The sequence below is a fragment of the Clostridium perfringens genome (genome assembly GCF_016027375.1).
Lineage (GTDB): Bacteria > Bacillota > Clostridia > Clostridiales > Clostridiaceae > Sarcina > Sarcina perfringens.
Window position 1 is genome coordinate 1,322,028 of sequence record NZ_CP065681.1, and the last position, 16,263, is coordinate 1,338,290.

Genomic DNA, 16,263 nt, shown 5'->3' on the forward strand with positions numbered 1-16,263 from the left:
GAGGAATTAGTTTGTTAGATTTTGATGTAGATATACAATCATTTACTAATATTAAGGTAATTGGATGTGGAGGCGGAGGCGGAAACGCTGTTAATAGAATGATTCAAGAAGGATTAAGAGATGTTGAATTTATTGCTATAAATACAGATAAACAAGCCTTAACACTATCTCATGCCCAAAATAAAATTCAAATAGGTGATAAACTTACAAAAGGACTAGGCGCAGGAGCAAATCCTGAAATAGGAAAAAAAGCTGCTGAGGAAAGTAGAGATGAAATAACAGAGGCTATATCAGGAGCTGATATGGTATTTATAACTGCTGGTATGGGCGGTGGTACTGGTACAGGAGCTGCACCAGTAGTAGCTGAAATAGCTAAATCAATGGGAATACTAACAGTAGGTATAGTTACTAAGCCATTCCCATTTGAAGGTAGAAGAAGAATGACTCATGCTGAAATGGGTATAGCAAATTTAAAAGAAAAAGTTGATACATTAGTTACAATACCTAATGAAAGACTTTTATCAATGGTAGATAAGAAAACAACTTTATTAGAATCATTTAAGAAAGCTGATGATGTTTTAAGACAGGGTGTACAAGGTATATCAGATCTTATAACTAATCCAGGATTAATAAACTTAGACTTTGCAGACGTTAGAGCTGTTATGTTAGATAAAGGCTTAGCTCATATGGGTGTTGGATATGGTAAAGGAGAAACAAGAGCACAAGATGCAGCAAGAGAAGCAATATCATCTCCATTATTAGAAACATCAATAGTTGGTGCTACTGGAGTCTTATTAAATGTAACAGGAGATTCTGAATTAGGATTATTAGAAATAAATGAAGCGGCAGAAATAGTTCAAGAAGCTGCAGATCCAGATGCTAACATAATATTTGGTACTGTTATTGATGAAACATTAAAAGATGAAATAAGAATAACAGTTATAGCTACTGGATTTGAAAAAGAGCGTCAAAGAATGGGAATGGGATCTCAAGGAGCAACAAATAGAGAGACTCAAACTCAAAGAGAAGTTATAGTTGAAAAAGTTGAAGAAAAAGTAGCGGAGCAAGAAGTTGCTGCATCTTCACAAGCACAACAAGAAGATAGATATAATGATGATTTAGAAATACCTATGTTTTTAAGAAGAGGTAGAAGATAGTATTTTTAAATAGAAAAGCACTTATGGTAATTAATTACTATAAGTGCTTTTATTTTTACTTTAATTAGAAAAAATTTTATATATTTATAATAGAGTTTATGTAGAAATAAAAAGTTTTTATAGTTATTTTTCAATATTTTGGGATTTAAAACTCAGGAAATGGAAAAAAATATTGAATTTTATTATTTATAGTTTAATAAATTATGAACTTATATTTAATGAATACATTTTCATTACAAGAATAGACATGAAAAAAATAATTATAATATTAAGAATTTTTTATTTAGTAGAAAAATGTAGAATAATGAGGAAAAAGAAAGATAGAAAATATGCATATGGAATATATAATGACAAAATTTTAGAATAAGAAGCTTTATAATTATAAATAGGGAGTGAGTTGATTTATGACTGTATATATTGACATTGTCATATTAGAAAATTTTTTAATTAACTTTTTTCTACTTTATTTAACTTTACAGACCTTAAAAGATACAATAATTTACAAGAGAATAATATTAGCAGCTTTTTTAGGAGCAATATATACCTTGTTTGTTTTTGTTCCAGGATTAAATATACTCACATCATTGCCTTTAAAACTACTCTTTTCTTTTGGAATGATTACTATAATATCAGAAAGAAGAGAGTTAAAGACAATAATAAAAAGATATATAACTTTTTTAGTGATAACTTTTGCCTTTTGTGGTACTTGTTTTATGTTTGCTTTAGTTGAAAATCAGTATAATATTTCAGAATCCTTTATAATAAATGATTATTCAACTAAATCTATAATATTCTCACTAATTATAAGTTACATACTTGTTAGTGGAGTTATGAATTATTTTAAAAATAGAGCTATTATAAATAACTTTATATATGATTTAGATGTATGTATTGATTCAGAAGTTATTAATATTAAAGCTTTTTTAGATACAGGAAATGGACTTGTAGAGCCTGCAACTGCATTGCCTGTAATAATAGCAGAAAGAGAAAAGTTTAGAGGGGTAAACATTAAGGAAAAAGATCAATTTAGGATACCGTATAAAGTAGTTGATGGGAATTCAGGATATATGAAAGGGATTAAGATTGACAATATAAAGCTTTGTAATGTTAATGGGGAAACAATAACAAGAGATGCAATCTTATGTTTTTGTGATAATAAATTAAGTAAAGAGGGAGAATATGAAGCTTTATTGTCTAGAGGAATTATATAGGGGTGATTAGGTTATGTTAAATATAAGACTTTTGCTTAATAAGTTATTTACTAAATTAGATATTATGGTAGAACCAATTTATTATGTTGGGGGGAATGATGTTCTTCCAGCACCTCTTAGTAAAGAAGAGGAAGAGGAGTTAGTTAACAAGTTAGGGGAGAATGATGAAGCTATTAGAAGTATTCTTATTGAGAGAAATTTAAGACTAGTTGTATATATAGCTAGAAAATTTGAGAATACTGGTGTAGGAGTTGAGGATTTAATTTCTGTAGGAACAATTGGACTTATAAAGGCAGTAAATACATTTAATCCTGAAAAAAAGATAAAGCTTGCAACCTATGCATCAAGATGTATAGAAAATGAAATTCTTATGTATTTAAGGAGAAATAGCAAGGTTAAAGCTGAGATATCATTTTATGAGCCCTTAAATATAGATTGGGATGGAAATGAACTTTTACTTTCAGATATACTTGGCACAGATGATGATATTGTTTACAATCTGATAGAAGATGAAGTTGACAAGGAATTATTATTTACTGCAATGAAGAATCTTTCAAATAGAGAAAAAGAAATTGTTGAATTAAGATTTGGACTATGTGGATATAAAGAAAAAACTCAAAAGGAAGTAGCTGATATGCTAGGAATATCTCAATCTTATATTTCAAGATTAGAGAAGAAAATTATAAAAAGATTAAAGAAAGAAATTAACAAAATGATTTAAGAGTATAAAATTAACCTCTACAGGTAATAATTAAAATGCGGAAGGGAATTACTTCGAAGGGGTTGATTTCAATTATGATGATAAATAAAGTAGAAATATGTGGAGTCAATACAGCTAAATTACCAGTTTTAAAAGAAAAAGAAATGAAAGAATTATTGCTACAAATGCAAAATGGAGATACAAGTGCTAGAGAGAAATTTATTAAGGGGAATCTGAGATTAGTGCTTAGTGTAATCCAAAGGTTTAATAATAGAGGCGAAAATGTAGATGATTTATTTCAAGTTGGTTGTATAGGACTTATGAAATCTATAGATAACTTTGATTTATCACAAAATGTTAAATTTTCAACTTATGCTGTGCCAATGATAATAGGAGAAATAAGAAGATATTTAAGGGATAATAACACTATAAGAGTAAGTAGATCTTTAAGAGATATAGCTTATAAGGCTTTACTTGTAAGAGATAAGCTAGTAAATGAAAATAATAAGGAACCTACTGTATCTCAAATAGCAAAAGAGCTTAAAATTCCAAGGGAAGATGTTGTTTTTGCCCTAGATGCAATTCAAGATCCAGTTTCTTTATTTGAGCCTATTTATCATGATGGTGGAGATGCAATATATGTAATGGATCAGATAAGTGATTCAAAAAATCAAGATGATAGTTGGCTTGAAAATATAGCAATAAAGGAAGCTATGAAGAAATTAAACGATAGAGAAAAACTTATATTGAATTTAAGATTCTTTAATGGAAGAACTCAAATGGAGGTAGCTGATGAAATTGGTATATCTCAAGCACAAGTTTCAAGGTTGGAAAAAATAGCATTAAAGCATATGAGGAAGTATGTATAGAGCTCTTTTGAGCTCTATTTTTTATGGATAAATTAAAAATCTTATGTTATTTAGTATTTTTTACCTCTTCTAATTAATAAATATAAAAATTAAACATATAAATTAAATATAATAATTATATGTTTAGGAGGAGTTTATACATGGAAGAAAATTTATTTTCTTTAAATAATTTAAGGGCTATGGAAGTGATAGATGTAAGTGAAGGTAAAAAGTTAGGCTTAATAGCTGATGTTAAGATAGATTGTGATGATAATAGAATATTATCTATTATAATACCTGGAGAAAAAACATCCTTTTTTAGTAAGTCAGAGGATATAGAGATAGAATGGTCTGATGTATACAAAGTTGGAGTAGATGTTATACTAATAGATTCAAAAGGGAAAAATATACTAGATGTTCAAAAATATATATAGAAATTAAGTAAAAAAGAGGGTATAATATTATTACAACTTAGAGAAAGGCGTGGATTTTAAAATGAGATGTCCTTACTGTTCTTATGAAGAAAGTAAAGTTGTGGATTCTAGATCTGCAGAAGATTATAATGCAATTAGAAGAAGAAGAGAATGTTTAAGATGTTCTAAAAGATACACAACTTACGAAAAGGTAGAAGATATACCAATACTTGTTATAAAAAAGGATTTAAGTAGAGAAAGTTTCAATAAAGAAAAAATCATAAGCGGATTAATTAAAGCGTGTCAAAAGAGACCTGTATCTAGGGCTCAGATAGAAGAAATAGCAGCTGATATTGAACGAAACATAAGTAATAAAATGATGGTAGAAATAAAGTCTGATTACATAGGTGAAATGATAATGGAGAGACTTAAGGATATAGACGAAGTTTCATACGTAAGATTTGCTTCTGTATATAGACAATTTAAAGATATTAATACCTTTATGGAAGAAATAAAAAGTTTAATGAAATAATTTTAAGCTATCTTAAAGAAAGTTCTTTAAGATAGCTTTTTTATTTGTTTTAATTTATAAATATACTTAAATAATATTTAACTTGAATTTAATTTAACAAAGAGTTGAAATATGATAATATGGTAAAATAAGTAGATTATAATTTGTGTTTTTGAGGTGAAAGTTATGAAAAGAGAAATAATAGATAACAAAGAATTTATAGTTTTTAACGATGGAAATATAAAAGTTAGATTTTCAACTGCATTAAATAATGTTAATTATAAAAAAGAAGATGAAGAGGGAAAGAAAAATTTAGAGGACTTAAAGGAAATATTTAAAGTAGACAAGGTAGTTTATGTTAACCAAACACATAGTAGTGATTTTATTGATGCAACTTTTGAAAATTTTAAAGGGGATAGAGACTGTGATTCCTTAGTTACTACGGATAAAAACACACTTATAGGAGTTTTTACAGCAGATTGTGTTCCAGTTATAGCTTATGATAAAGAGAAGGAAGTAATTGCAGCTATTCATAGTGGATGGAAAGGAACATACAATAAAATAGCTAGAAAAACTTGTGAATATATGAAAGAGAAATATGGTTGTGAAAATATTAAAGTAATAATAGGCCCTCACGTAAGACAATGTTGTTATGAAGTAAGTGAAGATTTAGTAGAGAAGTTCAGTGAAGAATTTGGGAAAGATGTATGTAATGGAAGAATGCTAAATCTTGAGAAGTGTGTAGAAATTCAGCTTAAGGGTATTGTTAAAAAAGAAAATATAACTTCTACTAGAATTTGTACTTATTGTGAAAAAGAAGTGAAGATGCATAGTTATAGACAGGATCAAGAAAAGTCAGGAAGATTATTTTCATCAATATTTATTGACTAAGGTGGATTAATAAATGAAAAAAAGGATTATTATTTTCACAACACTAATAATAACATTTTTTCTAGCAATAATGACTTCTATGTACTTAGTAATATCAAATCATAAATATTTAGAGGAATCAAAGAATGTTCTAAATGAATATAATAAGGTCATAGCTTTATTGTTAGAAAATGATAATGGAAATATTAAGAGTGAATTAGAAAGAATAGAATCAAATAATGATATGAAAAATATAAGAATAACATATATCAGTAAGGATGGAAATGTTATTTTTGATACCCATAAAAAATTAATCAATGATAATGAAAGTTATCTTAAGAGACAAGAAATAATAGAAGCCATAGAAAGTGGTTTAGGAAGCAGTGTAAGATATAGTAATGATCTTCATCAAAACATGATCTATAGTGCACTTAAACTTAAGGATGGCTCTATTGTTAGAACATCAATAGCTGTTGAAAATGCAAAAATACTAGATAGCATAAATAGTAACTATTTATTAGTAGGTGTTATATTATCCTTAGTAATTGCCTTACTTTTAACTGTTAAAATAACCAATATAATATTAAATCCACTAAAGGAATTAGAACAATTAACATCTACTATTGCAAGTGGTAACTTTCATAAAAGAGTAAAAATTAATTCTAAGGATGATGAAATTCAAAGACTAGGAAAAAGCTTTAATTATATGGCAGAGCAATTAGAAATAACCATGGAGAGGTTTAAGGATAAACAAAATGGATTAGAAGCCATATTAAAAAGTATGGGTAGTGGAGTAATAGCTTTTGACAGAGATATGAATGTTTTAATGATAAATCCTTATGCTAAAAAAATATTTGGCATAAGCGGAGAGATTATTGGAAATAAACTTTTGGATTATATAACTGATAAAGAGGTACTAAAGGCCTTTTTTGATGAAAAAGATAGGGTTGAAATTGAAGTTAACTATAATGATGATCCAAAAATATTAAAAATAAGAAAAGCAAGTATAATAAATGAACCTGAAATAATAGGGACAGTTGTGGTTATACAAGATATCACAGATATTAAAAAGCTTGAAAACATGAGAAGTCAATTTGTAGCTAATATATCTCATGAACTTAAGACCCCACTTACCTCAATTAAAGGTTTTGCAGAAACCTTAAGATATGTAGATGATGATGAAACTAGAAATAAATTTTTAAGCATAATAGATGAAGAATCAGATAGATTAGCAAGACTTTTAGAGGATATATTATGTCTTTATGAAATAGAACAAAAAAGAAGTACTGTTTTAGAAGAATTTAATGTTGATGAAGAAATTGAAAAAGTTTATATGCTATTAAATGATCAAGCTAAGAAAAAAGGTGTGGAAATCTTTTTAGATACAAATAGCAATTGTGTTCTTATGGGAGATAAGGATAAGTTTAAACAAATGTTACTTAATCTTGTAAGCAATTCTGTTAAATATACTGAAAAAGGTGGAAAGGTAAGAGTTGAAAGTTATAATCGTGACATGAATCTTATTTTAGTTATTGAAGATAATGGAATTGGAATAAGTGCAGAGGATCTTCCAAGGATATTTGAAAGATTTTATAGAGTAGATAAAGCTAGAAGTAGAGAAAGTGGTGGAACTGGACTAGGTCTTGCCATAGTTAAACATATAGTTAGACTTTTTGATGGTGAGATAAATGTAACTAGTGAACTAGGAGTAGGAACTAAAATAGTAATAACTATACCTATAAATATATAATTCTAGTTAATTAATACTTTATAACACCTTTAAATTTATAACACTTATTATATAATTAGTTATATATTTAAAAATTTTTTTACTATAATAGAATTAAGAGAAAGCTATTAAAAGTAATCCTCAAAATTTGTTTAGGGGATTACTTTTTAATATTTAAATAACATAGTTTAAAGCTTAATGAAAAAGTTAATAATTAAATTTAGAGTTAAATAAAAAGTTAGTAATTGAAACAAAACACAATATATAGGTATAAAGTTATTTCAGTTGACTACATTATTTAATTAAGGTAATATAACATAGATAGTACTAAAATAGGAGTGAAGCATATGAAAAGTAGAATTGCTGAAGTCTTACCAGGAGGAATTGGTGAGGAATTAGGCTTTGAAAAGGGAGATATACTATTAAGCATAAACGGTACTAAAGTTGAAGATATACTTGATTATAGATTTTTATTAGCAGACGAATACGTTGAGGTAGAAATATTAAAACCAAACAAAGAGGTTTGGGAGTTTGAAATAGAAAAGGAATATGGCGAAGATTTAGGAGTGGAATTTGAAGAGGCCATCCTAGACAAAGCTAAAAGTTGTACAAATAAATGTATATTTTGCTTCATAGATCAATTACCAAAGGGAATGAGAAAAACTTTATATTTTAAGGACGATGATTCAAGACTTTCATTTTTACAAGGTAACTTTGTTACTTTAACAAATATGAAGGATGAAGATATTGATAGAATTATAAAATATAGAATAAGTCCTATAAATGTATCAGTTCATACAACAAATCCAGATTTAAGAAAAAAAATTCTTAATAATAGATTTGCAGGGAATGTATATGAAAGATTACAAAAATTAGCGGCAGCTGGTATAACTGTAAATGCTCAAATAGTTGTTATGCCAGGAATAAACAATGGAGACGAATTAGTTAGAACTGTAGAAGATCTTTATAAATTACGTCCTTCAATAGAAAATGTTGCTGCTGTACCAATTGGAATAACAAAGTTTAGAGAAGGATTAGCTGACCTTGAAATATATAATAAAGAAACAGCTAAAGAAGAATTAGATAGAATAAAAGTTCTTCAAGAAAAATACATGAAAGAAATAGGAAGCCCATTTGTAAGGTTATCAGATGAGTTTTATGTTATGGCAGATGAGGAAGTTCCAAATGAAGAATTCTATAATGGATATGAGCAAATAGAAGACGGAGTTGGAATGATAAGACTTCTAAGAGAAACCATGGCAGTAGATATAAAGAATAAGTTAACTAAAAGTGGAAAAGGTAAATTTACTCTTATTACAGGAACATCTGCCTTTAAAGAATTAGATAAGGTTTGTACCGATATAAGAGAAGAGAATAATAATATAGATATTAAGTGTAAGGTTATATTAAATGATTTCTTTGGGCACACAATAACAGTTGCAGGACTTTTAACTGGGCAAGATGTTATTGCTCAACTTAAGGATAACATTGATAGTGAGTACTTAATTATGGCAGATAACATGTTTAGAAAAGGTTACGAGCCAGGAGATATAACTCAAAGAATAATGTTAGATGATTTGACAGCAAAGGATATTGAGGAAAGATTGGGAGTTAAAGTTATAGTTTGTAGCTATACAGGGGAAGACCTAATAGACTTAATAAATGAACACTGTGAGGAGGAATAAGAATGAGTAAACCAATAGTTGCTATGGTTGGAAGACCGAACGTAGGTAAGTCGACTCTTTTCAATAAATTAGCAGGAAAAAGAATTTCAATAGTACAAGATACACCAGGGGTTACTAGAGACAGAGTATATGCAGAATCAGAATGGTTAAACAGAAAATTCACAATGATAGATACAGGTGGAATAGAGCCTGAAAGTAGTGATATAATTGTTAAACAAATGAGAAGACAAGCGCAAATTGCTATAGAAATGGCTGATGTAATAGTATTCGTTGTTGATGGTAAGGAAGGACTTACTGCTGCTGACCAAGAAGTTGCACAAATGCTTAGAAAAAGTAAAAAGCCTGTTGTTTTAGTTGTTAATAAAATAGATAGATTAGCTTTAGAAGAAAATAGCTATGAGTTCTACAATTTAGGAATTGGAGATCCTATAACTATATCAGCATCTCAAGGATTAGGACTTGGAGATATGCTAGATGAAGTTGTTAAATATTTCAATGATCCTTCAGAAGATGAAGAGGATGATGAATATATTAGAATAGCTATGATAGGTAAACCCAATGTAGGTAAATCATCACTTATTAATAGATTATTAGGTGAAGAGAGAGTTATAGTAAGTAATGTTCCAGGAACAACAAGAGATTCTATAGATAGTTACCTAGAAACAGAAGATGGAAAATTCATCTTAGTTGATACTGCTGGATTAAGAAGAAAAAGCAAAGTAAAAGAAGAAATAGAAAGATATAGTGTAATCAGAACTTATGCTGCTATAGAGAAAGCTGATGTAGCTATACTTGTAATAGATGCTGAGCAAGGAATAACTGAGCAAGATGAAAAAATAATAGGATATGCTCACGAAATGAATAAAGCAATTATGGTTGTTGTAAACAAATGGGATCTTATTGAAAAAGATGATAAAACATTAAGTAATTATCAAAAAGATTTACAACAAAAACTTAAGTTTATGCCATATGCTAAATACTTATTCATATCAGCTTTAACAGGACAAAGAGTACATAAAATATTATCAACAGCTAAATATTGCTATGATAATTACTCTAAGAGAGTTTCAACTGGATTATTAAATGATGTTATAAGTAAGGCTGTTTTAATGAAAGAGCCACCAGTTGTAGCCTTAAAGAGATTAAAAATATACTATGCTACTCAGGTTGCTACAAAGCCACCTAAGTTTGTGTTCTTTGTAAATGACCCTAATTTATTACATTTCTCATATGGTAGATATTTAGAAAACCAATTAAGAGAAAGTTTTGATTTCGATGGAACTGGTATAGAAATAGAATATAGAGCTAGAAAGGAGTAATTTTATGAGTAAAGTGGCTTTTTTAGGAGCAGGAAGTTTTGGAACTTCTTTAGGTATATTATTGGGGAATAAAGGTGTTACGGTTTCTCTGTGGGATAGAGATGAAAATGTAATAAATGACATTAACGTAAACAGAAAGAATGACAAATATATAAAAGATTTAACTATTCCTACTAATGTCACTGCTTATAAAGACTTAGATGAAGCTTTAAATGGGGCTGAATATGTAGTTCTTGCAGTACCTTCTCATGTTATAAGAACAGCTTGTAAAAACCTAAAGGGTAAAATTAATGATGATGTAATAATTATTAATATTGCTAAAGGAATCGAAGAAGGTACTAATTTGAGACTATCTCAAGTTATAAATCAAGAATTGCCAAATAATAAGGTCGTAGTTTTATCTGGGCCAAGTCATGCAGAAGAGGTTTCAAAGGGAATTCCAACAACTTTAGTTGCAAGTTCAGAATGTATGGAATGTGCAGAGAAAGTTCAAGACCTATTTATGGATAAAAACTTTAGAATATATACTAATGATGATATCATAGGTGTTGAAATTGGAGGAGCTGTTAAAAATATTATAGCCTTAGCGGCAGGTGTTTGTGACGGTATAGGATATGGAGACAATTCTAAGGCTGCATTAATGACTAGAGGAATGGCTGAAATAGCTAGAATAGGAATTAAAATGGGTGGAAAAGCTGAAACTTTCTTTGGATTAACTGGTATGGGAGATTTAATAGTTACTTGTACAAGTATGCATTCAAGAAACAGAAGAGCTGGAATACTTATAGGTCAAGGAAAAACTGCTGAAGAAGCTATAGAAGAAGTAGGAATGGTTGTTGAAGGTATAAAAGCTTGTAAAGCCTTCTATGAGTTAAAAGAAAAAGAAGGAGTAACAATGCCTATAACTGATATAGCATATAAAGTTCTTTTTGAAGGGGCAAAGGCAGAAAATGCTGTAAGCCTTTTAATGGAAAGAGATAAGAAAAAAGAAGAAATATAAAATTTGCTTTAAAAGAGATAGAAGTTTTTCTATCTCTTTTTGTTTTAATTAAAAGTGGGCCGTGTTAAAAAATGTTTTTTATGTAGTTATAAAATTATGCTAAGTCTTACATATAAAAAAATAAAAATATTTAAAATAAATAGCATTAATTTAGATTTTTTTGAATAAATAATATTAATACATAATATTAGAAAGAGAAAGTTGAAGTTTAGATAAAGGAGTTAAAAAGTATATCCAATTAAAGTAAAAATATATTTTGCTAAACAGTATACTTTTTCAAAGTTTCTAATATATATATAGTGTTAATAATATTTATAGGAGGGTGTATCTTGGAAGATTTCAATATATACAAAGATATAGCAGAAAGAACACAGGGAGATATTTATGTTGGAGTTGTTGGGCCAGTAAGAACAGGTAAATCTACATTTATAAAAAGATTTATGGACTTAATGGTAATACCTAAGATTGATAATGCTTATAAAAAGGAAAGAGCAAAGGATGAATTACCACAAAGTGGATCAGGAAAAACTATTCATACAACAGAGCCTAAATTTGTACCTAATGAGGCAGTAGAAATTGCTTTAGATGATGGCATTAAGTTTAGTGTGAGAATGGTTGATTGTGTTGGATACATTGTTAAAGGGGCTAATGGTTATTTTGATGATGGAGAATCTAAAAAAGTTCATACTCCTTGGTTTGACTATGAAATTCCATTTGAAGATGCAGCAGAGATAGGAACTAGAAAAGTAATAACAGACCATTCAACAATAGGATTAGTAGTTACTACAGATGGAAGTATAACTGGTATAGATAGGGATGATTACTTAGATGCTGAAGAAAGAGTTGTAGCTGAGTTAAAATCAATAGACAAACCTTTTATAATTGTACTTAATTCATTAGATCCAAGGGCAGAAGAGACTTTAGACTTAAAACAAGAATTAGAAATCAGATATGGAGTTCCAGTTCAAATAATGGATGTAGCCAATATGAATGAAAATGACATAAACGATTTATTTACAAAAGTACTTAAAGAATTTCCAGTTAAGGAAATTAATATAGACATGCCAAAATGGATTGAAAAATTAGAGCCTTCTCATTGGTTAAAATCTAATTTTATAGACATAGTTAAAGACATGTGTAAAAACATATCAAAAATTAGAGACGTTAAGGATCTACTTAGTACTTATGGAGAAGATTTCTTAGGGGTAGCAGATATAAGTGAGATGAATTTAGGGGATGGAACTGTAAGAGTTAAAATGACTCCTAAAAATGGCATCTTCTATAAAATAATAAGTGAAATGTGTGATGAAGAATTAAATGATGAAAGTGATTTAATAGCTTTAATCAAAGGTTTGCATAAAGCAAAATCTGAATATGATAAGGTAGCTGAAGCAATAAATAGTGTTAAGGAAACAGGTTATGGACTAGTTGCTCCGCAATTATCAGAAATGAAGTTTGAAAAACCAGATATTGATAAGCAAGGTTCAAAATATGTTGTAAAACTTAAGGCTAGTGCTCCTAGTCTACATTTAATAAAAGCAGATATTCAAACAGAAATTTGCCCAATAATGGGAACTGAAAAAGAAACTCAAGAGGTATTTAAAACATTACTTGAGCAATTTGAAAGTGATCCGGAAAAATTATGGCAAAGCAATATGTTTGGTAAGTCCTTAGAGACATTAGTTCAAGAAGGTTTAAGAAGCAAACTTTATAAGATGCCAGATGATATTCAAAGCAAGATTCAAAAAACTCTTCAAAGAATCATCAATGAAGGGGAAGGAAATTTAATCTGTATTATTTTCTAAGGTAATTAATATATTCAAAGACCATATCAAATTTTATTTTGATATGGTCTTTTAAATTTTTAATGAAGTAATTCTATGAATTTTAGAATGTGAAAAATATATATAAGTATTTTTATAATATATGTATTTTACGAAAAGAAGATTATATTAAAAAATATGCTTTAATTTATTAGTTTTATAAAATTTGTAAAAAGATTATAATTATTAGGGGAATGATTAAGTTATTAGGGCTTATTAGTATTTAATATAAGTTTAGCTTTGCAAAGATTGAATAGAATTATTAATTTAATTATAATAAGCATTGTGACGAATGATACTTAGTCAAATAAAAAAGAAATTCGGAGGTACTCATGAAGAAAATAGCTGTAATTTTTAATGGTGGAACAATATCAATGAAAGTTGATGATAGAATAAAGGCTGCAGTTCCAAGTTTGACAGGAGAGGAAATAATGGCTATGGTAACAGGAATAGAAAGCTTTGCAACAATAGAGTCACATAGCTTTTCTTCATTACCAAGTCCACATATTACTCCAGAGATAATGCTTGAACTATCAAAATTTATAAATGCTTTAGTAGAGAGAGAAGATATAGATGGAGTTGTAGTAACTCATGGAACAGATACTCTAGAAGAAACATCTTATTTTGTTAATTTAACAACTAAGACAAGTAAACCAATAGTTTTTACTGGAGCTATGAGAAGTGGATCAGAGTTAGGATATGATGGACCAGCTAACTTAGCTGCATCAATATGTACAGCTGCATCAGATGAAGCAAAAAATAGAGGAGTTCTAGTTTGTTTTAATGGGGAATTAAATAGTGCTTCAGAGGTAACTAAGGCTAATTCAATGGCTTTAAATGCTTTTAGAACACCTAATTTTGGCCCAATAGGAATAGTTGATAATAATAGGGTAATATTTGATAGAAGAGTTCCACAGGAAGATTTTATACCATTAGAGGTTATTGATAAAAAAGTAGCCATAATAAAATGTGCTGCAGGTATGGATGGAGATTTTATATATCACTGTATAGAGAAAAAATATGATGGAATCATAATAGAAGCTTTAGGAAGAGGAAATGTACCACCAACTATGGTTGATGCAATAAAAGATGCCTTAGATAAGGGAATAGTTATAGTACTTACTTCAAGATGTTTTGAAGGAAGAGTAAGTGATAGCTATGGATATCTTGGAGGTGGAAAAAATCTTAAAGAGCTTGGTGTTATATTTGGAGAAAGTATGCCAAGTCAAAAGGCTAGAATAAAGCTTTTAACTCTTCTTGGATTTAATAAAGATTATAGATATATTAAACATAGTTTTGAGAAAGAAAGATATTAAACACATATATTTTTAAAATAATAATAAAAAATATTCGATAATTATTGAATAATAACTTAGAATAGTGTACAATAACATTCGTAGACAGATGAAAGGTTCATTTTATATAAAAATGTTCGTATTTTTCAATGAGGAATGTTAATAGTAAACTTGATTAAAGTTATTATTCAATAATTGGATAAAAGCTATTTTAAGTTTACTAAACTTAAAATAGCTTTTTTATATTTATGAACTTAAGACGAATGTGGAGGTTTTTTATGGAAAATAAAATTCATGCTTTAAGGGAAGAAGGAAATTTACGTGTTTTACCTGAGAATAAAAGTGAATATAAGAGAGAATTCTTAGCTGGAACAACAAGTTTCTTAGCAATGGCTTATATAATAGCTGTAAATCCATCTATATTAAGCGCAGCAGGAATGCCAGCAGGTGCTATAGTAACGGCAACATGTATATCAGCAGTTATCGGATGTTTAATAATGGGGTTTTATGCTAAATTACCTTTTGGACTAGCTCCTGGAATGGGACTAAATGCATTCTTTACTTTTTCAGTAGTTATAGGAATGGGAATTTCTTGGGAAGTAGCTCTTACAGCTGTTTTTGTAGAAGGAATAATATTTATACTTTTATCATTATTTAAAGTAAGAGAGGCTGTTGTTGATGCAATTCCAATAAATTTAAAATATGCAGTTACAGCAGGGATAGGTCTTTTCATAGCTTTCATAGGATTTAATGGAGCTGGAGTTGTTATTGGAAATCCAGATACAATGGTTGCTATGGGACAAGTTGGTCCTAAAATGTTAATAGCAATGGTTGGACTTTGTATAATAGTAATTTTAGAAAAGAAAAAAGTTAAAGGTTCAATGCTAGTTGGTATAGTAGTTTCAACTCTTTTAGCTTGGGGATATGCTTTAATAAATACTGAAGCCGCAGCTAGTATGGGAATCTATTTACCAAATGGAATATTTAAATTTGAATCAATAGCTCCAATAGCAGGTAAAGTTAATTTTTCATATTTAACTTCACCACAGCATGTATTTAATTTTATAACTATAGTTTTCACATTTTTATTTGTTGATTTTTTTGATACAGTAGGAACTTTAATAGGAGTAGCTTCAAGAGCTAATATGTTAGATAAGAAGGGAAGAGTTCCTAATGCAGGTAAAGCATTAATGACAGATGCTATAGCAACTACGGCAGGGGCTTTACTTGGAACATCTACTGTAACAGTTTATGTTGAAAGTGCTACTGGAGTTGAAGAAGGTGGTAGAACAGGATTAACAGCTATAACAATAGGAGCTTTATTTTTCGTAGCAATGTTTTTCTCACCAATATTTGTAGCAGTACCAGCATGTGCTACTGCACCAGCTTTAATATATGTTGGATATTTAATGCTAACTAGTGTGTTAAAAATAGATTTTAGTGATATTACAGATGCAGTACCAGCATTTTTAATAATAGCTTTAATGCCTTTAACTTATAGCATAGGTGATGGATTAACAATTGGAGTTTTAGCATATGTAATATTAAATATATTACACAATATCTTTACTAAAAATAAAAAAGATAAAAAAGAATTATCAATGGTAATGATAGTTTTAGCGATTATATTTGTAATAAAACTTTGTCTACCATTAATTACACAGATGATAGGTTAAAATGAAAATAAATTTTATTTAGAATA

General features: G+C 28.7%; 14 protein-coding genes. All 14 read left to right on the forward strand.

Features of this window, described 5'->3' with window-relative positions:
* Positions 1–11 precede the first annotated feature (11 nt).
* Positions 12–1,157 (forward strand): cell division protein FtsZ, encoded by a 1,146-nt coding sequence (ftsZ, locus tag I6G60_RS06520; protein ID WP_061415801.1) that lies wholly within the window; start codon positions 12–14, stop codon positions 1,155–1,157.
* 404 nt (positions 1,158–1,561) lie between these two features.
* Positions 1,562–2,368 carry a sigma-E processing peptidase SpoIIGA gene (gene spoIIGA / locus I6G60_RS06525; RefSeq protein WP_197925663.1) on the forward strand — a complete coding sequence of 269 codons (807 nt, stop codon included), beginning with the start codon at positions 1,562–1,564 and terminating at the stop codon, positions 2,366–2,368.
* A gap of 13 nt (positions 2,369–2,381) precedes the next feature.
* Positions 2,382–3,089, forward strand: a complete 708-nt coding sequence (gene sigE / locus I6G60_RS06530) for an RNA polymerase sporulation sigma factor SigE (protein WP_003449468.1) — start codon at positions 2,382–2,384, stop codon at positions 3,087–3,089.
* Between the two features lie 74 nt (positions 3,090–3,163).
* Positions 3,164–3,937 (forward strand): RNA polymerase sporulation sigma factor SigG, encoded by a 774-nt coding sequence (gene sigG, locus I6G60_RS06535; RefSeq protein WP_003449454.1) that lies wholly within the window; start codon positions 3,164–3,166, stop codon positions 3,935–3,937.
* A 140-nt stretch (positions 3,938–4,077) separates the two neighbouring features.
* The gene (locus I6G60_RS06540; protein WP_003458476.1) at positions 4,078–4,350 is read left to right on the forward strand and encodes a YlmC/YmxH family sporulation protein; all 273 of its coding nucleotides are present in this window, start codon (positions 4,078–4,080) and stop codon (positions 4,348–4,350) included.
* Positions 4,351–4,411: 61 nt separating this feature from the next.
* The gene (nrdR, locus tag I6G60_RS06545; protein WP_003449440.1) at positions 4,412–4,861 is read left to right on the forward strand and encodes a transcriptional regulator NrdR; all 450 of its coding nucleotides are present in this window, start codon (positions 4,412–4,414) and stop codon (positions 4,859–4,861) included.
* 165 nt (positions 4,862–5,026) lie between these two features.
* Positions 5,027–5,731 (forward strand): peptidoglycan editing factor PgeF, encoded by a 705-nt coding sequence (pgeF, locus tag I6G60_RS06550; RefSeq protein WP_003475274.1) that lies wholly within the window; start codon positions 5,027–5,029, stop codon positions 5,729–5,731.
* A 13-nt stretch (positions 5,732–5,744) separates the two neighbouring features.
* Positions 5,745–7,460: a two-component system histidine kinase PnpS gene (pnpS, locus tag I6G60_RS06555; protein WP_003471689.1), complete on the forward strand. Its 1,716-nt coding sequence runs from the start codon at positions 5,745–5,747 to the stop codon at positions 7,458–7,460.
* A gap of 326 nt (positions 7,461–7,786) precedes the next feature.
* A complete protein-coding gene (locus I6G60_RS06560) occupies positions 7,787–9,124 on the forward strand; it encodes a radical SAM protein (RefSeq protein WP_003465347.1) in 1,338 nt (445 codons plus the stop codon).
* A 2-nt stretch (positions 9,125–9,126) separates the two neighbouring features.
* The gene (gene der / locus I6G60_RS06565) at positions 9,127–10,443 is read left to right on the forward strand and encodes a ribosome biogenesis GTPase Der (protein ID WP_003458514.1); all 1,317 of its coding nucleotides are present in this window, start codon (positions 9,127–9,129) and stop codon (positions 10,441–10,443) included.
* Positions 10,444–10,447: 4 nt separating this feature from the next.
* Positions 10,448–11,443: an NAD(P)H-dependent glycerol-3-phosphate dehydrogenase gene (locus I6G60_RS06570; protein WP_003458497.1), complete on the forward strand. Its 996-nt coding sequence runs from the start codon at positions 10,448–10,450 to the stop codon at positions 11,441–11,443.
* Between the two features lie 329 nt (positions 11,444–11,772).
* The gene (spoIVA, locus tag I6G60_RS06575; RefSeq protein ID WP_111744274.1) at positions 11,773–13,248 is read left to right on the forward strand and encodes a stage IV sporulation protein A; all 1,476 of its coding nucleotides are present in this window, start codon (positions 11,773–11,775) and stop codon (positions 13,246–13,248) included.
* A 350-nt stretch (positions 13,249–13,598) separates the two neighbouring features.
* Positions 13,599–14,582 (forward strand): asparaginase, encoded by a 984-nt coding sequence (locus I6G60_RS06580; RefSeq protein ID WP_003458466.1) that lies wholly within the window; start codon positions 13,599–13,601, stop codon positions 14,580–14,582.
* A gap of 257 nt (positions 14,583–14,839) precedes the next feature.
* The gene (locus I6G60_RS06585; RefSeq protein WP_003471594.1) at positions 14,840–16,237 is read left to right on the forward strand and encodes an NCS2 family permease; all 1,398 of its coding nucleotides are present in this window, start codon (positions 14,840–14,842) and stop codon (positions 16,235–16,237) included.
* Positions 16,238–16,263: the final 26 nt, after the last annotated feature.